Origin of the sequence: Sphingobacterium sp. UT-1RO-CII-1 (assembly GCF_026711005.1) — a bacterium.
GTDB lineage: Bacteria > Bacteroidota > Bacteroidia > Sphingobacteriales > Sphingobacteriaceae > Sphingobacterium.
This window is the reverse complement of the sequence record NZ_JAPPVJ010000004.1, coordinates 244,922-270,317: the sequence shown is the minus strand read 5'-3', so window position 1 is coordinate 270,317 and position 25,396 is coordinate 244,922. Positions and strand designations below refer to the sequence as shown.

The window sequence follows — 25,396 nt, the reverse complement described above, 5'->3', positions numbered from 1 at the left end:
CACTATATATACGAACTAATAAGAAATAATAAATGACCTATTGCTTCCACACTAAGCTATATATTGTAACAAACTCACAGTTTCTAAAAAAAACACCCAGAAACTTTAATTATCCATATCTTTTACTTACCTTTGCATCGCCTTAGGCAATAGAGCCTATTGTATATATTATTTCATGAACCCATTTTTAGAACTGGGAATCCGTCATGAAGTTGTTAATGCCATCTCTGAGTTAGGTTTTGAAAAACCTTCTCCTATTCAGGAAAAAGCCATTCCTGTTTTACTGACTGGTAACGACGATTTTGTCGGATTAGCCCAAACTGGCACAGGAAAGACCGCGGCATTTGGTCTTCCATTATTTGAACTCTTAGACTTTTCTCAAAAACATCCTCAAGCGTTGATCTTATGTCCAACACGTGAATTGTGTTTGCAAATTGCAAGAGACATTGAAAAATATGCTAAAAACATCGACAATGTACAGGTCGTAGCAGTTTATGGTGGAGCTAACATCTCCGATCAATTGCGTCAAATACGTCGTGGTGTACAAATCGTGGTAGCGACCCCAGGTCGTATGCTCGACATCATTAACCGTAAAGCTATTGATTTCTCGAATGTTAAATACGTAGTATTAGACGAAGCTGATGAAATGTTGAATATGGGCTTCCAAGAAGACATCAACAACATATTATCAGAAACGCCTGAAGAGAAAAAAACTTGGTTATTCTCAGCAACAATGCCTAGAGAGGTACGTCGTATTGCTCAAAAGTATATGACTGACCCTGTAGAGATGACTGTTGGCACGAAAAATACAGGAAATGCAAATATAGAACACAATTACTACTTAATCAGGGCTAAGGATAAGTATGCTGCGTTCAAACGCATCGTTGATTCTACACCTGATATCTTCGGTATTGTTTTCTGTCGCACAAAAATAGAAACACAAGAGATAGCAGAATCTTTAATTAAAGACGGATACAACGCCGATGCGCTACACGGGGATCTATCTCAACAGCAACGTGACAAAGTAATGAAACGCTACCGTGACCGTAGTCTCCAGTTACTTATTGCAACGGATGTAGCAGCTCGTGGTATTGACGTAAATGATGTGACCCATGTGATTAACTTCTCTTTACCAGATGAGGTTGAAAACTACACACACCGATCAGGCCGTACAGCACGTGCTGGAAAAACTGGCGTTTCTCTTTCTTTGGTTAACATCAAAGAACTGAGCAAGATTCGTCACATCGAAAAAATAATCGGTAAACCGTTTGAGAAAAAAGATGTTCCACAAGGATCTGAAGTATGTGAAACAAAACTTCTGTCTATTGTCAACAAAATTCAGAATGTAGAGGTAAACGATAAACAAATCGACCCTTTCCTACCTGCAATTTTAGGACACTTACAGGATTTATCTAAAGAAGATATTATCAAAAGATTTGCATCTTTAGAATTTAACAAATTCTTAGAGTATTACAAACATGCTCCTGACCTAAATATCAATGCGAAGGATATTCGCGGAGATCGTCCAGAGCGCGGCGAACGAGGAGACAGACGTGAAAGAGCTGGTTCCAAAGGATATACCAGATTATTCATGAACCTGGGGTCAGTAGATGAATTCTCACGCGGAGATATGCTGGGTTTTATATGTAACACTACCAAAATATCAGGAAAATCAATCGGAAAGATCGATCTAAAAGGAGTATTTACATTCTTTGAAGTTGAAGACGCTGAAGTAAACAAAGTTTTTGAAGGCTTTAAAGATGTAGACTTTAATGGTAGACAAGTACGTGTTGAAGTTTCTGGCGATGGAGGAAACCGTGGAGGAGAAAGAAGGGGGAGGTCATACGGTGGTGATAGAAGAAGCAGTGGAGACAGAAATGGACGTGGAGGTGATAGAAGAACTTCAGGAGGAAGAGATAGAAGAAGTGGAGGAGATTCAGGATTCAGAGATTTTTCTGGAAAAAGACAAGCTTCCAAAGCGAGATACTAACAACATAGAGTTAATAAATTAAAGGCCGTATTATCAAGAAGATAATACGGCCTTTAATTTATAGCATAATTATTTAAGACAATATTATTCTCAGCAATTTCTTTTCTTATGCACGTCTCCTCCGTTCGATTTGCTGCCGTCGCGATCGACGCAAACGAGATGATCGAATCGGATAATGCCTGTTTTTAGTAATATTATTAAAAATTAACGCAACAATAAACAAAATCAATGCTCCTGATAAAACAGGACTTAAAACATACCAATATCCTAAACTCTCGACTTTTGTCCCCCCAATAACGGCAATAAGCGCAATTGCTCCGCCTGGAGGATGCAAACAACGCGTAATCTGCATGGCAACTATAGACAGCGCTACTGCAGTAGGCGCTGTCAACCAAATAATATCAGGCAAAAACTGACCAACAGTAACACCAACTATAGCCGAAACAACATGGCCACCTATCAAATTTCTAGGTTGTGCTAAAGGACTTTGAATAGCCCCGTACACTAAAACAGCAGAAGCTCCAAAAGATCCGATTAAAAAAACATTCTCTAAACTGGGGAAACTCAATGATTGTAGGTAGGCTATAACAAAAATGCCCATAAAAGCACCTACAAATGACCAAAAATGCTCACGTGGATCGATTAAGGTTTCCCGATAAAAAACATAACGATAAACCCGAAACTGCCGTCGTATACTACTTTTCAAACTGAATAATCCCTCCCGTCCTATTTACCTCGTTGCCTTATAGCCTCATACATAACGACCGCAGCCGACACCGAAACATTCAACGAACCAATTTCACCGTACATCGGTATTTTAGCTAATTTATCCGAAATACGTATTAAGTCGTCTGAGACACCTACATCTTCAGCCCCCATTATTAAACAGATAGGCCCTGTATAATCTACATCATAAATAGAATCTTTTGTTTTCTCTGTACTCACCACCAACTGCACACCCGATTCAATCAAAAATCGACCAACTTTTCCTAAAGAATCCTCCCTACAAACAGGTATTTTATATAGAGCTCCTGCAGAAGTTTTTATCGCATCGGGATTAATCTCTGCAGACCCTCTTTTAGGCACAATAATAGCATGAACGCCAGCACACTCAGCAGTACGTGCGATAGCCCCCATATTACGTACATCAGTAACACCATCAAGCATCAGTAAAAAAGGCACTTCACCACGCTCATAAATAAGAGGTAAAATATCTTCTATATGCTCATAAACTATAGGAGATATAACAGCAATAACACCTTGGTGATTCTTACGTGTTATCCGGTTTAGCTTTTCTACGGGAACTTGTTGAAAACCAATATTATGATCCTTCAGCAAGGATTTCAACTCTAAAAACAAGCTACCACTCAGTCCTCGCTGTATAAATAACGATTCAATCTCTTTGCCACTGTCTATTGCCTCTATAACGGCACGTATACCGAAAACCATCTGATTAGATTCTCTTTTCTCGTTTCGCTCTCGGCGTTGATGAGATTGTTGCATATATGAAATATTATATATAAAAGAAGACTATAAAAGTCTATACTAAATAAACACTACTAACTTAACCCTAAATTAAATGCTTTACGTAAAGTCTCCAATGCTGGATTCTTATCCGCCATAGCTTGATACTTCTCTTGAGATGTATAAGGCTTACGCACTCGAGTAACTTCCACCTGCACACCTTCTAAATCCAAAGAAAAATTCTTTAATTCTACACGTAAATAATTCAAAATATCAATCTTTCCAAGCTTTAACTCATCCAATTGGACCGCATTCTCTACATCTACTTCGATTTTAGATCCGTCAAATCGTGGCATATTGGCCGTCATAATAGTATACAAAGTAATACGACTCTTCTCTCTAAAAAGCTCTGCCAATGTATTCCATGCACTTAAAAAAGCATTTAAAGTAACTTCCCTAAACTCACTCCCTTCTACAAGGTCTGGCTCTAAATCTTCATCACTGCTCTTATCATCAAAAATAGTATTAAGATTTGGAACTTGGACAGATGAAGTGATTTTACCCCACCCCTTTTTTTCTACAGGCTTCTCAACAACAGCATTCTGTTCTATTGTTTTTGAAAATGGTAATGAAGTAGAACTTTGGACACTAACCTGTTTAGGGACATCAGGCGTAGAAGACACTTTATTTACGATCTCTCGTCTTAATTCGCTCGGATATTCAGGCGGTTTTACAGATTCAGGTTGTTTTTTTTTTTGTTCAGTCGCTGCTGAAAATGTTAAAGTACCTTGTTTGCTTAACAAAATAGCAGAAGAAACATGGCACATTTTCAACAAAGCAAGCTCCACCTGTAAACGCTGATTTTTACTACTTCTATAATTCACTTCACATTGATTGGCAATATTCAAAATAGACAGCAATAATCCAGAACTCAGTGCTTGTGATTGATCGATATATTTCCGTTTTATATTATCACTTACGTCCAGCAGTTTAGTAGTGACAGGCTCTTTAGAAACCAATAGATTACGAATATGAGAAGATAATCCACTAATAAAATGACCTCCATCAAAACCACTGTTTAATACATGATCTAAAACTAAAAGTGCCTGTGCTGCATCTTCTTTGGCTATATTATCAACAATACGAAAATAGTAATCGTAGTCAAGAATATTTAAATTATCAATAACAGACTGATAAGAAATGTTTTTATTCGAAAAACTAACAATCTGATCAAACATAGACAAAGCGTCTCGCAATCCACCGTCTGCTTTTTGAGCAATAATATGCAAGCCATCGGGTTCATACAAAACACCCTCTTTATCTGCAATCTGCGATAAATGATTTGCCATATCCTCAACTTTAATACGATTAAAATCAAAAATCTGACAACGCGATAAAATAGTAGGAAGTATCTTATGCTTTTCTGTTGTTGCAAGAATAAAAATAGCATAAGAAGGAGGTTCCTCTAAAGTTTTTAAAAATGCATTAAACGCAGCCTGCGAAAGCATATGAACCTCATCAATAATATATATTTTATACTTACCTGATTGTGGTGGGATACGAACCTGCTCAATAAGACTACGGATGTCGTCAACCGAATTATTAGATGCAGCATCAAGTTCATGAATACTAAACGAACTCCCTGCCTGAAACGATTTACATCCAGCACATGTCCCGCAAGCCTCAACATTAGCTGTAATTTGTTCACAGTTTATAGTTTTTGCTAAAATACGCGCACAAGTCGTCTTGCCCACACCACGAGGTCCACAAAATAAAAATGCTTGAGCTAATTGATTATGATGTATAGCATTTTTTAGAGTACTCGTAATATGTTGCTGTCCGACTACCGAGTCAAATGTATCCGGTCGATATTTACGTGCAGAAACAATAAAATTATCCATTGCACGAAGATACACATTTTGCAAAACTACAGCAATTATTCTTTACATAGAAAAACTAGACCATTCCAAACAAGTTTCAATAAAATCAGGGGATCCTCGCACGAGTATCCCCTGATTTTATTTATGTATATAACGTAATATATTATTGTGACAATTTATCATTAGACATCACCTCTACCAAAGGAATAGGGTAGAAATTATGCTTCTGTGGGTCAAAGCCCGTACGACCTATAGCATGAAGAGCTTCTTTCGTTTTCCCCCATCTACGTAAATCATAAAATCTCGTATTTTCAAGTGGAAACTCAACAATCCGTTCATGTTCGATACGTTCACGAACCTCTTGTTTATTCAAACCTAAAGGTAAACTTGGCATATCAGCACGTTTACGCACCTCATTAATTAATGGAATAGCATCCCCTGTTTTACCCTGCTCGTTCAAAGTCTCTGCCAACAGCAACAATACATCAGCATAGCGCATCAATGGCAAATTTATAGCCGTACGCGATTTATATAAATCTTCAATAGTAGCTGGCAGATACTTACGAAAACTTGAACGTTCAGATCCATTACTAAACCATTCATCGTAAGTATAGCCGTAAATCCTAGGAGTAGATGGATCGTTAAAATAAGGATCCTCTAAGAACAATGTATGATATAACCTTGAGTCATAGCGCCCTGTAGTCGAAACCTTACCTTCCTTCTTAAACTCTGCTATCAACATCTTACTAGGCAAAATTTCGTCCCAACCATCCAACTCCCACGTCGAAATCCATTTATGCAATGCTGTCCGGTAACTAGCTCCATTAGCTGTATTTTCAGTAAACTGAAGCTCAAAAATCGATTCTTGACTATTACTATTCGTTCCATCAAACATAGAAATAAAATCATTTTCTAAGCTGTATCCCGTCACATTGCGCAATGCTTTCTCTGCTTTATCCAGCATTTCTTCTTTTCGAGCAGATTCCTCATAAGCGCGAGTCAAATAAACATAACCTAAATAAGCATATCCAGCTCCTTTACTCGCTCTGCCTACATTTGTTGCTGAATGCTTTAGCTCTAAGTCAATAACGGCATCCTCCAAATCCTTAACAATAAAGTCCCAAGTTACTACACGCTCTGATAACTCTTTATTAATCTGATCTTCTCCGGTAATATAACTATCACGAATAATAATCTTCTCCCAATTCAACAACAACTTCATATGATAATAAGCCCGTAGAAATTTAGCTTCAGCCACAATCATTGAACGCTGCTTAGCATCCATATCAATACCTGGCACCTTCTCTATTACCTGATTTGCATAAGAGATTCCCTGATAATAATTACGCCAATACGTACTAAACTGGCTATTCCCATTTGTATAAGTAAAATTATAGAGCTCTACCCATGTTTGATAGTTCAACGCATCCGCACCAATTTCACAAATATCCTCACGATAAGCTTCCACGGGAAACTTAACTTCTGCAAACTCCCAAGTATCGATAGCCACCTCAAGTTTAGAGTACACAGATGCTAAACCAGCCTCAGCGTCGGAAGCATTCCGCCAAAAATTACTACTTGTCAATCGATCCGGTGCCATTAAATCTAACTTATCACTACAAGATAATACACCAAAAGAAAGAGATAGACCAATAACTATTTTATATAATATTTTTGTTTTCATTTTGTAAGCTTTTAAAATACACACTATACCTTTTTTAATCAGAATGTAAATTGTAATCCCAATGAATACGACTTCGTAAATGGAAATATATACCGATCTACTCCAGGGCTTAACACACCTGACGATGCAAACTCAGGATCGATACCATTATATTTAGTCCATGTAAAAAGGTTCTGTCCACTAACATAGAAGCGTAAATTTTCCGAACGGATAGCTCCTAATGCATTCTTGGGTAAGCTATAACCTATCTGTATTTGTCTCAAGCGAATAAAATCGCCTGATTCTAAAAAACGTGTCGATTCACGACTATTCCCATTCGCATCCTGCAAAACTGCTCTTGGAACGTCTGTATTACGATTATTTTCTGTCCATGCATTTAAAGAGCTAGTCAAAAAATTTGAACCTGAACTCATTGCCTCAAAGAAATAGCGATTCCCATTGTATAACTTATGCCCCCAACCACTACTTAGCAAAGCGGAAAAGTCAAAACCCATATAAGAAGCTCCTAATTTCAATCCTACCTCAAGCTTCGGCAAACCAGTACCACTATATATTTTATCATCCTCATCGATCCCTCCCTTACCATCTAAATCCAAGAAACGAATATCTCCAGGCTTGGCATCGGGTTGCAATAAATTACCATGCGCATCCACATGCTTATTAACTTCATCCATATTCTGAAATATACCATCAGCTTGGTATAAAAAATATCCACCGATTGGGTATCCAACACGAGTTTGATTAGCAAAATGTTCAGTCCCAAACTTCAAACCCGCTCCATAAAGTATTTGATCTTCATTAGCCAAGCTGATTACCTTGTTTTTCAAAGTAGATAAGTTTAACCCTATGTCATACTGAAATGGCTTCTCCCGATTAGTATAATTAAGCTCTAACTCGAATCCACTATTTCTGATCTCTCCTACGTTTAAAATAGGGTTATTAATTCCAGCAGAGGGCGCGATGCTTTTTGTTATCAACAAATCCTCCGTTGTATTTGAATAATAGTTTATAGCACCTTTTAATTGGTTATTGAATAAACCAAAATCAACACCCACGTTTTTGGAAACCGTTGTTTCCCAACTTAATGCTCTATTTTCCAATTCTTCCGCTATACTCCCCGGCCATGGGTTACCGCTTCCACGCACATACCCTCTCCACAAATTATTATATGTAGAAATCAAGGCTTGATGTCCATAATAACCCAATGCAACCTCATTTCCCAACTTACCCCAACTACCTCTTAACTTTAATTGATTTACAAAACTATTATCAGGAAAGAAACTCTCTCTATCAATATTCCAGCCTAACGCTACAGAAGGAAAGGTTCCGTAACGACTATCCTGTCCAAACTTAGACGAGCCATCACGACGTACTGTAACTTGCAACAAATAACGACTATCATAAGCATAATTTAAACGCCCAAAATAAGACATACGATTATACTCATACTTAGATCCGTTTGCCGAAAAAGTACCACCTACTCCAGCATTCATAGTCATGAAATAAGGATCCAAAAAACCTTGCGCACTCTCTTTAGTAACCAAAGCGCCATTCTCTACCGAATAGACTACGTTTTTTCCTTCAACCCCCACACCATTCCAATTTGACTGCTGCATGTTTAAGGAAGTCCCTAAAAGCGCATTAACACTATGTTTCTCAATATCAGCTTGATAATTCAATAAATTATCAAACACTTGCTCCTGCCAATAGCTTCTTTCTTCACTGTAGTATGGATACTCATAAGGATTTTTCTCATCAGCTGTAAAAGGCGGGTTATGGTAATATTGTTGTCCATTCACACCATTAAAAGCATAACTGGTTTTGAACGTTAAACCCTTGTATAAATCCACGGTAACCGCAGCATTACCCACAAAATCCTGTCTTTTTGTCCAGCTTGTCACAGCGTCCTCAAAAGCAATAACGTTTACGTTATTTGGAATCCCTCCCCAATTCGTTAAACCATAACCACCTTTCTGTGCTTCATCATAAACAGGCACTAAAGGAGAAATCATATAAGCTTCTTTCAAATCAAAATTAGGCCCATGATATTTTGAATTCGTATAAGCCATATTTCCCTCTACTGTGAAAATACTCTTCTTCGTATTCAACTTCATCCTAACATTCTCAGTCTTATAATCATTAGCTATGACAATTCCTTTATCATTCTTCAAGTTCGCCGATAATGAAAAACGCATATCTTCCTGACCACCTCTGATTGCCAAACTATTAGCAGTTGCTAAACCGGTACGAAAAACCTCATCCTGCCAATTGGTATTATGCTCTCCAGGATTATTAATGTACGATGGTAAAGGAATTGGAGTCGCAGCGTACTTATTGTATTCGTCATACATTTGCTTATGCATTTGCACATAACCTTTTGCATCAAGAACATCTAATCGCTTTGAGGTCTCCGTAATATTGGCAAAACTATTAATATCCACCAAAATCTTTCCTTCCTTACCTGCTTTTGTTGTCACAATAACAACGCCATTAGCTGCCACCGAACCATAAATAGCCGCAGCAGCACCGTCCTTCAATACTTCCATACTCGCAATATCATTAGGATTCACAGTGCTGATAGAGCCGGGAAATCCGTCAATAATGTAAAGTGGTTCATTGCTCCCGAACGTGTTAATACCGCGAATTTTAACCTGAACCCCTGCCCCAGCAATACCACTATTTTGTTGTACGTTAACACCTGCTGCAACACCCTGTAACGCTTCTGCTGGGTTAGTCGTAACACGCTTCGCCAGCTCCTTCGCATCAATACTTGTAATTGCCCCCGTCACGTCAGACTTTTTTAACGTACCATAACCAATAACAACCACCTCTTCTAATTCCTCATTGCTGGGCAATAATGCCAATTCAAAACTGGCCCCACTAACAACTTCTACATCTTGGGGAGAGTAACCAACGAAACGTACTTCAAGAATATCCTTAGAGTCAACCTCTATAGTAAAATATCCAGACTGATCAGTAATAACAGCTTTTCGAGTGCCTTTAGCGTAAACACTAACCCCTGCCATTGCTTTACCATCTTCGTCCACAATTCGCCCTACAGCATTTTTTTCTTGGATACCATCTACGTAAACGCGCTTCTTTAATAGAATATGATTACCCGATATCTCATAAGAGACTCCACTACGCACAAATGCCTCCCTCAGAAAAAGATCTAAATCAGCAATATTACTATTATACGATATTGGTGTATTCACATCGATATCATTGTTAGTAAACATAAAGGAATAGCCGTATTTCTTTTCCACCACATCAATTAACGACTTAAGATTAGTAGCCTTTCCATCTCCTTTCACCAAATCCTGTGCACTTACGGCAAAAAGAGTCTGGCTAAAGAGCAAAAAGCTCATTAGAATTGGTTTTGTTTTCATGTTAAATTATTTTATAATTAGTTTTTCATATTCATTAAGATACTTCATCGGAAATTCACACGAACATCACTGCCCTGTATAACATAATCTATTGGAGTAATAACATTTATTAACTGTAAAATCTCCCGTAAACTCTCTGTTTTTATTCTAAAAGTATAATTCTTCTTCACTCCATCGTAAGGCCAATCAATTTTAACTCCATACCAACGCTCCATTTTCTTTATAACAACAGCTAAAGATTCATTTTCAAAAACTAACTCTTCAGCTGTCCAAGTACTATACTGTTCAGCATTTCCGCCACGTAACAAGGCATAACTGGACTTCAACTTATCATATCGCAATAAATCATTTGGTTTGAGTGCTTTAACCAGTACTCCATCTTTCCCATAAACCTCTACCATACCTTCTAACAAAGAAACTTCAGTAAAAGTATCATCCTTATAGGCAGAGACGTCAAAAGCTGTCCCTTTAACGACTACATCAATATCCGTGGTGTTTACAGTAAAAGGCAAGTTTTCATAATGAACAACATCAAAAAAAGCTTCTCCTTCTAAAAACACCTCTCTATTATACTGATTAAAATTATTCGAATAAGAAATTTTCGTCCCCGAATTAAGCCAAACTTTTGTGCCATCAGGCAAAATAACATGAGACTTCTGGCCGGTATTTGTCTTTACTACACTCAATTGCTGCCCCCCTATTTGTCTCCAGGATTCTCGTTCCACTAAAAAAGTTGCACCAATGCCCACCAATAACATAATGCTTGCTATAGCTAAAGCAGATATCCATAAACGAGTACGACTCATCTCAATCATAGTAACGGCAGGACGAATATGGCTACGAATAACACGCCAAACCTGCTTACGCTCTCGACTGTTTAAAACTAAAGACTTAGCATCAAAATGAACCCACTCTTTCTCTAACCCCTCCAAATAGAGATAATTCCCCTCGTCTTCCGACAGCCAAGCTTCTACAAAACTACACTCGGTAGCCGTACACTCTTTTTGTAGATAACGAACAAGTAAATCTAATGGTGGTTTATAATCCATACTCATTTATCCGGGTTTATGTACAATAGACACATCATACGACAAAAACCCCTAAGAGTTTTTAAATTAATTTAAAAACTCAAAACAAAACACTATATATCAACCATTTAAAAAACAGCAAGATTCTAAGAAAGCTATAAATAACAATATAAGAGGTTTAGAATATACGTTTTGGTAACGTCCAACGATATGACTTGTGATTTTTTTATAGGCAATAGACATCTGATTTTCTACAGTCTTAATCGATAAGTTAAGTTCATCAGCAACTTGTTTATAAGTTTTCTTATTATCCTTACAGTTTTGAAAAATAAGCCGACAACGATCAGGCAAGCTTAACACCGCTTCATCGTATAACAACGAAAATTGCTCATAGTCTACAACTTCTCGTGCATAAGCTTTATCCATCTCTTCAGTGAACCATAACTCTTCATGGTTTTGCCGAGTTTTACTATTTCGCAAAGCGTTTAATATCCGATTTCTAGCAGCCCGATAAAGATAAGTTTTAACATGAAATATATTAATCTTAGCACGGTCTTCCCATAGCTTAATAAACACATCTTGCAAACAATCTTCAACAAGCTGTATATCACGTGAATAATACCCTAAAAAACGGCACAGATCGGCAAAATGAAGGTTGAACAACTCTTCTACAACTTCCTCACTTATCACAAGTGATTTCAACAACCTCGCTTCAATCATAATTAGATATAATACCGATACAAATTCAAATCGTTAGCAGATCAGCAATAATATACCACAAAAATAGTGAAAACAAATAGACTACGAAATAATTATCGCTGTGTTATATCCCGTATAATAGCAGGATAATATGCTCCCAGCGCCAAAGCTCTGCAGATAACATAACCAATAAAAGCAATCCACAACCCCGCATTTCCATAATAAATAGTTAATAGCAATCCTGAGCTAATAAAAACAGATAAAGCTATCAAAGTAGCATTTCTCATTTCACGACTTCTGGTTACCCCGATAAAAACACCATCCAATTGAAAAGCTACAAAAGAAAAAAGCACATATACTGCGGCAAACCCGCTATGTTGGGAAGCCAAGGCTCGCACCTCTTTATCTACAGTTAACAAAGAAATGAATACATCACTGAACATCCAGATAATTGACGCTAAGACAACAGAAGTTAAACCTGCTAAAACTGTCGATTGCTTGACTTCCCGCAAAAACAATGTTTTATTACGTGCACCATAAGCTTGCCCCGTTAACATCTCCCCGACATGCGCATATCCATCAAGAAAAAATGCAGAGAGAGAAACAAACTGTAATAACACATGATTGGCAGCCAAAACTTCATCTCCAAATTTAGCTCCTTGATTAGCAAACCAAGCAAAACCACTCAGTAATGCAAGCGTTCGTATCATGATATCACCATTCACCCGGAATAAAGCTATTAGCTTTCCCCTTTCTACGATACGATTAAAAAGAACCTTACAACGTTGAAGCGGACTCTTCAAGTCCATCCGCTTAAATAGTAAAAACAAAGCTAAAAACAACGTAAACACCTCTGAAAGAACAGTCCCAAGAGCGATACCCTCCACCCCCATATTTAGACCTACTACAAAAACAATATTTAACAGAACATTCAGTCCGTTTAAAAAGAGCTGAATAAACAAAAGATCCTTCGTCCATCCCATTCCAATCAAAGTACCAAGAATAGAAAAAGTGATCAAAGTTGCCGGTGCCCCCCATATACGGATGTAAAAGTATTGCTCCACTAAAATCTTAATTTCATCGCTCGCACTCATAAGGTGTAAAGCTCCAATCCCTATGATTTTCTGCAAACACACGAGTAGTACTCCTATTAAAAGTCCCAGTAGAATAGATCGAAAAACGATAGCCTCGACTTCATCTTTATCTTTAGCACCCACAGACTGTGCAATAAACCCCGTAGTCCCTTGCCGTAAAAAACCAAAACCCCAATAAACAAAATTAAAAACCAAAGAAGACAATGCTATTGCTCCCAAATCTACAGCTGACCCCGTATGCCCTATAGCAGCTGTATCCGCTAAACCCAACAGCGGTACAGAAGCATTAGCTAAAACAATAGGAAACGCTAGCTTAATAATACGATAATAGTTTTTATCTAACATATATGAGGCTACAAACTTAATAAACAAGGATCAATCAAACCAATATTTTAAGCACACCCACACCTACTCTTAAAAATACAATCTACCTTATCGCGAGCAAGAGATTTATTGTTTACTGTGATAATACTGATTAAATAGAACAGAAGAAAGTGACTAAGAAAGGTACACTAAGATCCACAACGATTCCATGCGTAATTGCTATCAGCACATAATCCCTACCTGAAAATTGCGTAATTATCGGCAATGCTGTATCCATACTTGTTGCCCCTGCCACGGAAATAGGTGCCAAACGTCCAAACCACTTCAACAACAATGGCGTCGCTAATAATGCTATAATTTCCCTTATAATATTCGACATTAGCGCAATAGTTCCTAAAGAAGCTCCTTTATATTCCGTAATAAAAATGCTCGACAATGAATAGTAACCAAATCCCGCCCCTACTGCCATGCTTTCAAAAACAGTCCAATCTTCCAAAAAAACTCCTACTAAAGCGGTTCCTCCCAATGTGCCGATAATAGTAGCAAACGGCACCCATAAAATCCTTAAGTTCGTACGCCTTAATGCCTGCATCAATTCCTTATCATAACCGATCGATAACCCGACTAAAAACATAAGTACATACAGCACATAACTACTTATATGATCAGAAAAAAAGTCTTCAGGTATCAATTTCCACACCCCAACCAATACTCCTACAATAAAAAAGCCTATAATAATCAGACTACCTTTCATCCCTATTGAAAAAATATTGATAAACAAATTTAGCACACAATGCACTACCTAATACCGCTCCTAGTGTAATGATCAATGCTTGCACACCTAAAGTACTTAAACTAGAAAGCACACGCTCATCAGCTCCCACCTCCTTACCTAATAAAAAAAGAAGTACATAAATAACAAGAGTTATTATTCTATTCGTCCGTTTAAAAACCGGCAACTTACGAACAAACACACCTATCCCCACACCTAGCAACATAATAAAAAAAACCGTTAACATGCAGTAGAAAATTTAAGTTATTAAACAGCAAAGGTAATTCATAATAGGGCAAATATTGTAAAACCCACCAAAATTAATAAGGAGAGTAACAATATTGCCACTCTCCTTATTAATTATTAGCACCGTAATACTTAAAAAAACGATGATAAGTTACTAAAGACTAACTATCTCCTCCATTTGCTCTGCAACCTTCTTTAGATAAACTCGATCTCCTCCTCCTAACTCACTAGTTATCCACCCTCCTTTGTACCCCACATCACGCACAGTTTTCATAACGAGTTTCCAATCAATATCACCTTTTAAAAGATCTACGTCAAAGCCTTTCCAAAGTCCCTCATTATTCATTTTCTCTCTACTAAACTCCTTTGCATGCAATTTAAAGATTCTATTACCCAGCGTTTCAATCCAATGCTCAGGCCAACCATAACGTAAGATATTGCCAATATCAAAATACCAGCCAATTAAAGGATGATCGATCGCATCAACAAAAGCTTTAGCTTCAATAGGACTCAAAATAAAATTATTCCAAACATTCTCTAGTCCGATTTTCATTCCTGTTCGTTCAGCGTGCGGAATAAGTTTACGTACAGATTCCAATGCATTTTTATAAGCTACTTCATAAGAAACTTTCTCATTTACCACACCCGGAACAACTAATACAGTATCTCCTCCTAAATCTTTAACATCTTGCAAAGATTGAGCGACTGAGTCTATCGTAAACTGCCTAACAGAAGAGTCAGGATCAGATAAAGGCTTTGCCCAGTGGTCTTTATTTACAACACTAGGTATCTCTATCCCTGTCTTATCCTTCGCATCTAACAGCTCCTTAATACTAAAATCTACAGGACTATTAAATTCTACGCCATCAAAACCCAAGTCTTTAACAAGTTTAAGCTTATCAATTAAAGAGAGCTCCTCTTTAATCATATAAAAACTAACACCCTTCTTCAATTTAATAGCTGCCTGTCCACTTTTAGCGATCGGCATTCCATGAACGCTAGGCGTAACAAGTGCTCCTCCAAGCAAAAGTGATGACGTTCTAATAAAATCTTTTCTATCCATAAATCTAAATTTTAGTTGTAATACCTGGTACTGCTACAGGTAGGCTATATTTTAAATCCCAAGAAACATTCGTTGGGAATAAAACTTCATTCGAAGCCAACACATCGTCAAGTGTAACCCTCTGCCCCGTATACCCTGCCATTCTTCCTGCCAAAGCAACTAAATTTGATTTAAACATCCAAGCACCATCGTGTTTTGGTTTATTATTTCTTATCCCAGCAAATAGCTCATCATGTTCCTGCTGGTACATGCTACGTGAGCTACTTTCTTTATAAGCATTTTCGTCCGTAAATTTAGTTTCATCTGCATAACTCCAGGGTTGTTTACCCAAAATAGAATGCTCTCCAGTCCTACAATCTACAATACAACGTCCTTGATCTCCTACAAGTTCTACTGCATAAGATGGTGCAGTATCATTTTGTTGCCTACAAGAGAAAAAACTCTTCTTACCGCCTTCATATTCATAAACTACAGAAAAATGATCGTATACGTTACCAAACTTTGGATCTGTTCTCTTCTGTCTTCCCCCGCTAGCTATAGCAGCTATAGGCAGCTCATCACCTAGAGCCCACTGCATCATATCTAAACTATGAATAGCCTGCTCGATAATATGGTCTCCAGATAGCCAACTATAATACAGCCAATTTCTCAATTGGTATTCGAAATCTGACCAGTTTTTCTGACGTTCTTTATACCAAAGCTCCCCGGTATTATATGAACTTTCTGCATTAAGCACATTACCAATCTGCCCCTGTAAAACTCGCCCAAAGGTTTCTCTCTTTGGTGTATGGTAACGCCAGCAGAAACCAGACACTAACGATAAATTTTTAGTCTTTGCAAGATCTGCTGCTGCCATCGCTCTTCGTAAACCAGGTGCATCTACAGCAAAAGGCTTCTCACAAAAAATATGCTTACCACCCGCTACCGATGCCTCTAAATGAGCTGGCCGAAACCCCGGAGGAGCTGCCAGTAGAACTACATCAACATCTAAATCTATCAATTTCTGATAAGCATCCAGCCCTACAAACTTATGTGCATCACTAACCTGGACTTTGTCACCAAAAGCTTTTTTTAAACTATCATAAGAACTCGACAGATGATCTGAAAAAGCATCAGCCATTGCATAAAGTATCACATTAGAATCAGCATTAAGCGCTTCCATTGCTGCTGCTGTACCACGCCCACCGCAACCAATAAGACCAACTTTTAATGTTTTCGTGTTTAGACTCCAATTGGGCTTTGATGCCATAACATAATCAGCAGCAACAAAACTTGCTGCAGCGGTCAAGCCTGCAGTCTTTAAAAATTTTCTTCTTGAATAACTCATATTTATAATTATTTAGTCGTAACTATTTACTTTTTAAAGGTTTAAAAAACTACAAGTGATATAAAGCACAAAAGCTTCATATCACCTGTGTGAAAAATAAAATTATTATAAAAACACTTATGGGTTTTGATCTAGATTATTATTTTTATTAATCTCGGCTTGAGGAACAAAAAACACAACCCGTTTATCTGTAGGCTTAATCTCCTGATGAACATCTGTAGTTGGTGTGTTAGATAAACTATGTGTTCCAGGGTAATTTCGAACAACTGAACGATTGTTCCGAAAAAGATCATAAGCTCGATGTCCTTCAAAAGCCAGTTCTAAAAAGCGCTCTTCCAAAACAACATCCAAAGCTGTCTTATTTGCTGCCGCTATATTCTGTAAACTATGCAGTTCTGCACCTTTTAACCCTGCTCTCTCACGGATCCTGTTTACATCTGCTAACGCATCTCCTACATTCCCTTCTTTAGCATAAGCTTCTGCGCGTATCAGATACATTTCGGCTAATCGGAAATACACGGGAGAACTTAAATTGACAACATCTTCCTGAAAAGAATATTTATTAACATAATACATAGGAACAGTCGGTGTCAATTTCTGATTATTCTGCAAAACACCGCCTATAGTATAGGGTACGACAAACGAATTCCTTAAATCATGAGGATACTTGCTCAAAAAGTCATAATACTTAATAGAAGCATAAATCTCTGCCCATCCCGTTACTCCTTGCCCTACAGCATTACCCGAAGCGTCAGCGCTGATATACATAGAACCGATTGAATTCATTCCCCTGTCTTCTACTTTCGTATGTCTGATTCCGAATATAGTTTCTTTATTATTCTCTGGCACAGTTCTAAAGTAACCCACATAATCACTTCCTTGCAACAGTGTATACCTAGGAGATGAAATGACCATATTAGCGTATTTTATTGCGTTAATATTATCCTCTTTATATAGATATGTTCTAGCAAGCAAAGCATAAGCTACCTCCTTAGAAGCAAAAGAATTACTTTTATTCTCAGTCAGCAAATCTGCTGCTTTCAATAAATCAGCTATAATAAAATCATAAACAGCCTTAACCGAACTACGGCTTATATTATCAATTTCTTCTTCCGACAGGCCTTCGTGTAAAATTGGAACACCTAAATTTTCGCCTTTACCTTGTGGATAAGGACGCCCAAATATGCGAACCAAATTAAAATGCATCAAAGCCCGTAAAAAAAGATTCTCTCCTTTAAGCTGTAGCATCCCTTGAGAGGCATCATCCTGCACATAGCCAATAACCTTATTAGCTGCTGCGATTACTTTATAGCTTTGTGTCCAAAAGTTGGTACTATGTGCCGAAGTATTAATGTGGGTATATCTATAAGCTCTTGTTAAGTCATCGCCCGAAGCCTGCCCCTGTGCCACCGCATCGCCTGGATATTCCATTAAAAAATGTCCACTCCGCACATATGCTTCATTCTTTAAAACAGCATATGTTCCAATAGTCGCCGTTTCTACATCAGCCTCATTCGTCAACGCAGACTCTTCTTCTATAAATTCATGAGGTAGATAATGTTTTTGACATGATTGATGAAGCATAGCTACCAATACCAGCAAAATAGTCGTATGTATGATCGATATTTTCATTTTCTTCTTTTTTGTTAAAATGTTAAATTGACACCAAAAAGGAACTTCTTAGAAATAGGATATTTAAAGCTCGATCTCCCCGAGCTTTGATCTATCTGAGTTAACGAAACCTCAGGATCTGGTCCGGAAAACTTAGTACCCGTCCATAAATTGTCCCCACTAACGAAAATATGCACCCTACTTAACCCAGTCCCGCGTAAAGCGTTTTGAGGCAAATTGTAACCTAACCTCACATTTCTCAGCCTGATGTAGCTACCACTTTCTAAAAAGCGAGATGAAGTTTGGCTAGACTCTTTATTACCTCCCACTACAGCTTTAGGATGTGTTGCAATATCACCTTCTTTTTCCCAACGTGTCCAATTATTCATCGGAACCATAGAATTAAAAGCCTCATAAAGACCATCACTATCAAAATATACCCGGGTATCATTGTAAACATAGTTTCCATAAACAAAATTGAAGAAAGCAGACAGAGTAAAGTCTCCATACTTCAAGGTATTACTCACACCCCCTGTAAATTTTGGAGCCGCAGATTTACCCGTAAATTGACGAGAATCGGCAGTAGCAGCCTCACTATATATATTTGTGGTGGTCTTAGTGATTACCCCATTAGCATCCTTCTCTATCTTTTCCCACAATGGGTCTCCATTTTTTGGATCTACCCCCACCCATATTGGCATATGGAATTCATCCATATCATGCCCTACTGCTATAGGTTGGCTGGCTCCAGGGTTAAAAACATCTGCACCATCACTTAATTCTAATACTTTATTCCTATTAAACGCCATATTAAAGCCCGTCTCCCAACTAAACTTCTCCTTCGTAACATTCTGCGATGTAATATTAAACTCCAAGCCTCTATTACGAACCGAACCCGCATTCACCCAAACGTAACTATAACCTGTTGTAGCAGCTAGCGGCTTTTGGTACAAAAGCTCACTTGCTTTTTTCTCATAAACATCAACACTAACCTGAATACGATTCCACAATGTCAAATCCACACCTAAGTTTGCAGATTTAATTTTCTCCCAGCTTAAATCAGGATTCCCCTTCTGATAAGGTGCAGCCCCTGGTAACCCAGCATAGCTCGCGTCTTGTGTAATACTATACAAACCAAGAGCTGCAAAATTTGATATACCATCTGCATTCCCTACAGTTCCATAGCTACCTCTTAATTTAGCATAAGATAAAGTTGTGTTATCTTTCAAAAAGTCCTCATTGGTAATATTCCACGAAGCACCTAATTGAAAGAAATTCGCTGTCGAATTATTTTTTCCAAACTTAGAGGAGAATTCATTAACAAGTGATCCCACTAAGAAGTACTTATCAGCATAGTTATAATCTGCTTGCATCAAATATTTCCTAAAAGAAACCTGTTCTCTAGAACCTCCCGGATTTTGCAACACATTAGTCGCAACAGACATAACATCTCTTCCCGGAGGCAGTCCCTTTCCTGACATTGAGGTCCAATCTGAAACTGTAGTTTCTGCCTCTGCGACTCCTAAAACAACAAGATTATGCGCTCCAAAATTATCGCTATAACGGATTCTATTCGAAGTCAAATAACGCTCAGAACTCGATGTTCCATTATAAAGTTCCCCCTCATTTGCCCCACCTTGCTTTGTACGACGATCAAAATACCGAGCTGTCTTACCATTGTAAAGCTGTGCTCGATTATAAGTCGAAAGTGTAAACTTATTACTAAGCTTATAATCCAAATTCAAATCTCCATTAACAGCGAAATCTTTACTATTATTATAGTTATACTGCAATGAATGCAAAAAGTTTTCTCTTTCTCTACCATACCAAACCGGATGAAAACGTCCATCTATGGGCAGTCCATCACTGTCAAAAGCCGGATCAAACGGAAGGTTAGTATAAGCATCATAGATAGTATTGCTATTCTCTAAATTGTTCTTTTGCACACCTCCATTAATATAAAACGCCGCAGTCAGTCGATCAGAGAGTTTAGCATTGATATTATTTCTAAAATTATAACCAGTAAAATCAGTGCTCTTTAACGTTCCAGTCTCACGAAAGAAAACCCCTGAAGTATAGAACTGAACCTTTTCTCCCCCTCCTGCTACAGAAACATTATGGTTATTAACCCGTCCTGTACCAAAAGCTAATTTCCACCAATCAGTATCATTGTCCAAAACAGATGCATCACGGTTATAGAATTTGGTCTGATAATCATATAGCTGTTGAGAATTCATCAACTTAAAACTACCCATTGTAGGGTTACCAAAACCATAAGAATTATTAAGTTCTACTTTAGTTCGGCCAGCCTGCCCACGTTTCGTATTCACAAGAATAACGCCATTTGCTGCACGAGAACCATATAAACCAGTAGCAGCAACATCACGTAAAACAGTTACAGACTCGATATCTGCAGGGTTATATTCTCCACCAATATTTCCATCTACAACAATTAGCGGAGACGTACTTGCACTAATAGTCCCTGCACCTCTTATTAAGACATTAGGTTTACTTGTAGGCGCTCCCGAACCGGATGACACCACAACACCTGGAGCCTTACCTTGTAACATAGCCGATAAATCATTAGAAGTAACATCTTTCAGCTTCTCTGCATTTAAAGTTGTTATCGCACTGGAAAGATAGCGGACTCTTTGTGTAGAATAACCAACGACAACAACCTCATCTAAGTCGTCTATATTTTCCTCTAAAACAACATCAATAACAGAACGTCCATTGACATCTACACTTTGAGGTGTATAACCAACAATAGAGTACGATAATGTCTTATGTGTATTACTAACCTGCAATGAATATGCCCCATCAGTATCTGTCGTCGTTCCTGTAGTCGTTCCAACAACACTAACAGTCACACCTGCTACAGGTTGTCCATTAACATCCCTAACCACACCGCTCACAACTCTACTCTGAACAACGGTGTTTTCAACCTTGTCACTGTTCACAAGAGCATCTGCAGAACGTTTAATAAGCACTACTTTTTTATCAATCTCAAAATCTAATTTTTGTTCCTTTAAAATTGATTCTAATACGTCAGAAAGATTTTGATTCTTAACATTAACAGATATTTTTTTCTTTACATCTACAGAAGCACTATTGTATAAGAAGTCTACCCCCGCCTGCTTTTGAATCTCATTCAGCACAGTGCTTAAAGTAGCTCCAGATAAACGTAAAGATATTTTTTGACCATAAGTCGATCCGTGCACGTGCACGAACATTACCAGCATGAAAAAAGCGGTTATTTTCATCTTGATTAGGCATTTAACCATAGGGGTTCGCCAGAAGCCCCGATTAGTTGTATGGATTTTGTACATTTGCAATCGTTTGGTTGAAATATGATTTATAATTTCTCGAAAAAATTTGTCTATCACTAAACATCTTGAGCGGAAGTGTTGGTAGCGCTTCCGTTCTTATATTTCTAAGTAGCCTTTTAATACATAACGATAACCCTCCCCTCTATAATTTTAAACTTATAACTAGATATTTTCTCAAGTTGCTCAAGTAGTTCTGATAACTTTTGAGTTCGCTTCACAGCCCCAGTAAAACGATCATTTGTAATCGCCAAAATTTCAAACTCCTCTATAGCATACCAGCTTTTAATTTTATTCAAAACAGAACGAATATCATCTTCATTAAAACGGAAATAGCCTTCTTTCCAAGCCAGTACATCTTGAATTTCGACAGATTTATGCTGCAATTCACCAGAGATCTGATCCGATACAGATTGCATTCCTGGTTTAATCAAACCTCTTGCTTTTGGGGTAAATACTTCAACGCTACCCGATACTAATGTCGTTAAGACTTTATTAGCTACTGCATCCGTAGCAATATTAAAAGTTGTCCCCAATACTTTAATAAGCGTATTATCCACCTTAACCAAAAAAGGATGCTGATCACGGTGTGTTACATCAAAAAATGCTTCACCAATAATAGCGACTTCTCTATGTTCAGCAGAAAAGCGAGAAGGATACGTGAGGCTAGCTCCTGAATTTAACAACACAACAGTCTCATCACTAAGCACTATCTTTGAAGAAACACCTTTAGGTGAGTTAAATGTTCTGTACACAACATGTTCTTCACTTGTCTCAACGACCTTAAAAAACAGTTCACCGTTAGTAGTCTTTACGAGTTGTAACCCCTCTTCCGCTAGCACATCTTCACTAGTATGAAGTAATGAATAACTTTTACCATTCTGCAAAGTCACAGTTGCTTGATTATCCTCAGGAAGAGATATATCCGCCTGAACAAGCTTACCTGCAAGAGTCGAACTTTGCATCTGATAAAAAAAACAACCAACAACTAAAAGAAGAGCTGCAACAATCGCTAAGCTAAACTTGTAGGTAAAAATAACATGACGCTTATTTTTCGAAACGACCTCCTCATCCTTAAGTTTTTCTAAAAAATTTTTATCTCCCGCCAGTACATAGTCCTCGTTATTAAAAAGAGCATCTAACTCCTCAGCTTCAAAATCCACTAATTCCGCTACATCATCAACCTCAATATCCGATAACCCTGCCAGAAACTCTGCCAATTCAGACTTTGAAATAGTATTATCTACATATTTCGACATAAGATATTTAAGCCTAACTTGATTCATAAACGGTTATTAAAAAATCTTTATAGATGCCTCTTTATATATAGAACACAAAAAAAGCAAGAAGGGACTAGTCATTCATATTTTTTTTAACAGAAATCATGAATGACTTTTAACAATAAAGCCACAACTATATAAATAGAAAGTCAAAACGAAATCATAGACTCCAAACAATAGGACAAAAAACGCTAAGAAAAATAAGACTCAGTTTCCTGGGTATACTTGCGTATAACTTTTAGCGCCTGTACAATATGGTTTTTCACCGTATTCGGAGATATCCCTAATTGCACCGCTATTTGTTGGTGTGTATACCCTTGTTCTCGACTTAGTTTAAAAATTTCACGCTGACGTTCCGGGAGCTGATCTAAAAAGAAATCTAAACGATCTGATAGTTCTTTCGCAATAAATTCTTCATGTACACTATCACTTACATAAGAAATATTAGCCCATATCTTTTCAAAATTCGAATTAGACTTACCTATATCCCGTAACTTATTTAAAGCAGTACGCTTAGTAATTACATAGAGAAGGCTCCAAACATTGCCATCTGGATCTAGAGTTTGCCTATTATTCCAGAACTTAATAAAAACTTCCTGAACAACATCCTGGCTCCAGCCCGTATCTTTTAACAAAACAAGAGACAATTTATAAACTCGATTAGAATAACGCTCATAAATTATTCGGATTGCAAGTTCATTACCCGATATAATGGCTCTTAGCAATGCTATATCCTCCCCAGATGATATCATGAATTTGGTTTTACTTATTATTTAGTTTTGACCAATATAATGATTTTTTTGTATTCTTAACATATTCGCAAATATATTTAAGACACAGAAACCTGTTTGTCGAGTAGCAATAAAAAATAACATATCCATTATCATAAAACCAACCCAATGTTAATATTACAATAACTTTTTATTAAATTTAGATTATGAAAATCGTTTTAATCACCGTATTTATAATATTTGCACCCTATCTTACGGTGACAAATGCCAATACTGTGACTGATACAATAAACATATTCAACACCCCTTTACAAATTAACATTGAGCCATCTTTTAAATTCCAATTTACAACAAAACCTTCGGGAAACACAGTAGAAGCCTTTTATGACCGAATAAGTGCAACAAATTATCAACCATTAATAGAAACAATACAAGATTATAAAGCAGAACAACAATTAAATGACTGGTTATTCTACCAAACTGTGCGTGCTGTTGCTGAAAGAATAAGTCCGAAAAAAGAGAATTACTTACGGTATACTCTTTTTAAATGGTTCCTACTTAATAAATCGGGCTACGATGCTCGTTTAGCAAGCCGCGATGAACAAATCATCATGTATGTCCGCACAAACGATGACATTTCAGACCTTCCATTTTTCAATCTAGGAAATGACATCTTTATATGCCTAAACCACCATGATTACAACGAATTGTTTAAAATCAATGAGCCTTATTCGTTAATCAACTTTGAAATTCCAGAAGCAAAAAATGCTTTTAGTTATAAAATAACCAACATGCCTACCCTAAAGGCGGATAAGTATGAAGAAAAGAAAGTAGCTTTCAACTATAAAGGAAAAACATACAAATTCAACTTACAAATAAACCAAGACATTAACACTCTTTTTAAAAACTACCCTATAGTCGATTTCGAAACCTATTTCAATATTCCTATGAGTGAACGGACCTATCAATCATTGATACCGCAACTCGTAGAGAAGGTAAAAAACCTAAGTATAGAAAAAGGTGTTGATTACCTCATGCGTTTCACAAGAAAAGCATTCCTCTACGAAGATGATTGGATAACCTTTGGAAAAGAAAAACGTTTTTCTCCAGAAGCAACTCTAAGTGCTGAAGCTAGTGACTGTGATGACCGCGTAGCATTATTCTTTTATCTGGTCAAAGAGATTTACAACCTCCCCATGATAACACTGCGTTACCCAACACATGTCACCATGGCCATACAGTTTGATAAACCAATAGGTCAAAGTATATTTTACGAAGGTCAATACTTCACTGTTTGCGAGCCGACGCCCCAAGCGGAGAATCTTAATATAGGACAGTTATCCAAACAACACAAAGACCAATTATATGAAGTAGTATATCACTACGTACCATAACAAACAAATAATATGTAAATCATTTACTGTTTATATCAATAAAATAAATAGTAAAAAAAGCCGTAACATTTTAAGTGCTACGGCTTTTTTTTCT

The 25,396-nt window shown here is 37.3% G+C and carries 18 protein-coding genes; 2 read left to right on the top strand and 16 right to left on the bottom strand.

The genetic code is table 11. The features are described from left to right. The first annotated feature begins 175 nt into the window (after nt 1–175). Entirely contained in the window at nt 176–1,990 is a 1,815-nt protein-coding gene (locus tag ORI89_RS10895; protein ID WP_268230511.1) for a DEAD/DEAH box helicase, read from the top strand. 106 nt (nt 1,991–2,096) lie between these two features. Here the strand turns inward: ORI89_RS10895 and ORI89_RS10890 are convergent, their stop codons facing one another. From ORI89_RS10890 to ORI89_RS10815, 16 genes are all read right to left on the bottom strand, one after another. Then, complete coding sequence (locus ORI89_RS10890; RefSeq protein WP_268230510.1) at nt 2,097–2,696, bottom strand: HPP family protein; 600 nt, start codon at nt 2,694–2,696, stop codon at nt 2,097–2,099. 20 nt (nt 2,697–2,716) lie between these two features. Next, nucleotides 2,717–3,493, bottom strand: coding sequence for a 23S rRNA (guanosine(2251)-2'-O)-methyltransferase RlmB (gene rlmB / locus ORI89_RS10885; protein ID WP_268230509.1), 777 nt, complete (start codon nt 3,491–3,493; stop codon nt 2,717–2,719). A 56-nt stretch (nt 3,494–3,549) separates the two neighbouring features. Next, complete coding sequence (locus ORI89_RS10880; RefSeq protein WP_268230508.1) at nt 3,550–5,355, bottom strand: DNA polymerase III subunit gamma/tau; 1,806 nt, start codon at nt 5,353–5,355, stop codon at nt 3,550–3,552. 142 nt (nt 5,356–5,497) lie between these two features. Further along, nucleotides 5,498–7,018 carry a RagB/SusD family nutrient uptake outer membrane protein gene (locus tag ORI89_RS10875; RefSeq protein WP_268230507.1) on the bottom strand — a complete coding sequence of 507 codons (1,521 nt, stop codon included), beginning with the start codon at nt 7,016–7,018 and terminating at the stop codon, nt 5,498–5,500. Nucleotides 7,019–7,056: 38 nt separating this feature from the next. After that, complete coding sequence (locus tag ORI89_RS10870; RefSeq protein WP_268230506.1) at nt 7,057–10,407, bottom strand: SusC/RagA family TonB-linked outer membrane protein; 3,351 nt, start codon at nt 10,405–10,407, stop codon at nt 7,057–7,059. 44 nt (nt 10,408–10,451) lie between these two features. Then, on the bottom strand, nt 10,452–11,456 hold the full coding sequence (locus tag ORI89_RS10865; protein ID WP_268230505.1) for a FecR family protein: 1,005 nt from the start codon (nt 11,454–11,456) through the stop codon (nt 10,452–10,454). Between the two features lie 99 nt (nt 11,457–11,555). Beyond that, the gene (locus ORI89_RS10860; protein WP_268230504.1) at nt 11,556–12,155 is read right to left on the bottom strand and encodes a sigma-70 family RNA polymerase sigma factor; all 600 of its coding nucleotides are present in this window, start codon (nt 12,153–12,155) and stop codon (nt 11,556–11,558) included. Nucleotides 12,156–12,247: 92 nt separating this feature from the next. Continuing rightward, nucleotides 12,248–13,573 carry an MATE family efflux transporter gene (locus tag ORI89_RS10855; RefSeq protein ID WP_268230503.1) on the bottom strand — a complete coding sequence of 442 codons (1,326 nt, stop codon included), beginning with the start codon at nt 13,571–13,573 and terminating at the stop codon, nt 12,248–12,250. A 130-nt stretch (nt 13,574–13,703) separates the two neighbouring features. Further along, entirely contained in the window at nt 13,704–14,306 is a 603-nt protein-coding gene (locus ORI89_RS10850) for a lysine exporter LysO family protein (protein WP_268230502.1), read from the bottom strand. Next, nucleotides 14,296–14,571, bottom strand: a complete 276-nt coding sequence (locus ORI89_RS10845) for a LysO family transporter (protein ID WP_268230501.1) — start codon at nt 14,569–14,571, stop codon at nt 14,296–14,298. Before ORI89_RS10845 ends, ORI89_RS10850 begins: the two co-directional genes overlap by 11 nt. Before the next feature lie 153 nt (nt 14,572–14,724). Continuing rightward, complete coding sequence (locus ORI89_RS10840) at nt 14,725–15,633, bottom strand: sugar phosphate isomerase/epimerase family protein (protein WP_268230500.1); 909 nt, start codon at nt 15,631–15,633, stop codon at nt 14,725–14,727. A gap of 4 nt (nt 15,634–15,637) precedes the next feature. Beyond that, the gene (locus ORI89_RS10835) at nt 15,638–16,960 is read right to left on the bottom strand and encodes a Gfo/Idh/MocA family protein (protein ID WP_268230499.1); all 1,323 of its coding nucleotides are present in this window, start codon (nt 16,958–16,960) and stop codon (nt 15,638–15,640) included. A gap of 117 nt (nt 16,961–17,077) precedes the next feature. Further along, nucleotides 17,078–18,592, bottom strand: coding sequence for a RagB/SusD family nutrient uptake outer membrane protein (locus ORI89_RS10830; protein ID WP_268230498.1), 1,515 nt, complete (start codon nt 18,590–18,592; stop codon nt 17,078–17,080). A 14-nt stretch (nt 18,593–18,606) separates the two neighbouring features. After that, nucleotides 18,607–21,834: a SusC/RagA family TonB-linked outer membrane protein gene (locus ORI89_RS10825; RefSeq protein ID WP_268230497.1), complete on the bottom strand. Its 3,228-nt coding sequence runs from the start codon at nt 21,832–21,834 to the stop codon at nt 18,607–18,609. A gap of 182 nt (nt 21,835–22,016) precedes the next feature. Beyond that, nucleotides 22,017–23,183 (bottom strand): FecR family protein, encoded by a 1,167-nt coding sequence (locus tag ORI89_RS10820; protein WP_268230496.1) that lies wholly within the window; start codon nt 23,181–23,183, stop codon nt 22,017–22,019. A gap of 185 nt (nt 23,184–23,368) precedes the next feature. Next, on the bottom strand, nt 23,369–23,929 hold the full coding sequence (locus ORI89_RS10815) for an RNA polymerase sigma factor (protein WP_268230495.1): 561 nt from the start codon (nt 23,927–23,929) through the stop codon (nt 23,369–23,371). Nucleotides 23,930–24,114: 185 nt separating this feature from the next. On the opposite strand from ORI89_RS10815, the gene ORI89_RS10810 reads away from it, so the two are divergent. Continuing rightward, on the top strand, nt 24,115–25,302 hold the full coding sequence (locus ORI89_RS10810; RefSeq protein WP_268230494.1) for a hypothetical protein: 1,188 nt from the start codon (nt 24,115–24,117) through the stop codon (nt 25,300–25,302). The last annotated feature ends 94 nt before the right edge of the window (nt 25,303–25,396 follow it).

Coding starts and splice junctions, on each gene's coding strand:
- ORI89_RS10895 (WP_268230511.1), top strand. CDS start 176: ATGAACCCATTTTTAGAACTGGGAATCCGTCATGAAGTTGTTAATGCC.
- rlmB (WP_268230509.1), bottom strand. CDS start 3,493: ATGCAACAATCTCATCAACGCCGAGAGCGAAACGAGAAAAGAGAATCT.
- ORI89_RS10880 (WP_268230508.1), bottom strand. CDS start 5,355: ATGGATAATTTTATTGTTTCTGCACGTAAATATCGACCGGATACATTT.
- ORI89_RS10875 (WP_268230507.1), bottom strand. CDS start 7,018: ATGAAAACAAAAATATTATATAAAATAGTTATTGGTCTATCTCTTTCT.
- ORI89_RS10870 (WP_268230506.1), bottom strand. CDS start 10,407: ATGAAAACAAAACCAATTCTAATGAGCTTTTTGCTCTTTAGCCAGACT.
- ORI89_RS10865 (WP_268230505.1), bottom strand. CDS start 11,456: ATGGATTATAAACCACCATTAGATTTACTTGTTCGTTATCTACAAAAA.
- ORI89_RS10860 (WP_268230504.1), bottom strand. CDS start 12,155: ATGATTGAAGCGAGGTTGTTGAAATCACTTGTGATAAGTGAGGAAGTT.
- ORI89_RS10855 (WP_268230503.1), bottom strand. CDS start 13,573: ATGTTAGATAAAAACTATTATCGTATTATTAAGCTAGCGTTTCCTATT.
- ORI89_RS10850 (WP_268230502.1), bottom strand. CDS start 14,306: ATGAAAGGTAGTCTGATTATTATAGGCTTTTTTATTGTAGGAGTATTG.
- ORI89_RS10845 (WP_268230501.1), bottom strand. CDS start 14,571: ATGTTAACGGTTTTTTTTATTATGTTGCTAGGTGTGGGGATAGGTGTG.
- ORI89_RS10840 (WP_268230500.1), bottom strand. CDS start 15,633: ATGGATAGAAAAGATTTTATTAGAACGTCATCACTTTTGCTTGGAGGA.
- ORI89_RS10835 (WP_268230499.1), bottom strand. CDS start 16,960: ATGAGTTATTCAAGAAGAAAATTTTTAAAGACTGCAGGCTTGACCGCT.
- ORI89_RS10830 (WP_268230498.1), bottom strand. CDS start 18,592: ATGAAAATATCGATCATACATACGACTATTTTGCTGGTATTGGTAGCT.
- ORI89_RS10825 (WP_268230497.1), bottom strand. CDS start 21,834: ATGAAAATAACCGCTTTTTTCATGCTGGTAATGTTCGTGCACGTGCAC.
- ORI89_RS10820 (WP_268230496.1), bottom strand. CDS start 23,183: ATGAATCAAGTTAGGCTTAAATATCTTATGTCGAAATATGTAGATAAT.
- ORI89_RS10815 (WP_268230495.1), bottom strand. CDS start 23,929: ATGATATCATCTGGGGAGGATATAGCATTGCTAAGAGCCATTATATCG.
- ORI89_RS10810 (WP_268230494.1), top strand. CDS start 24,115: ATGAAAATCGTTTTAATCACCGTATTTATAATATTTGCACCCTATCTT.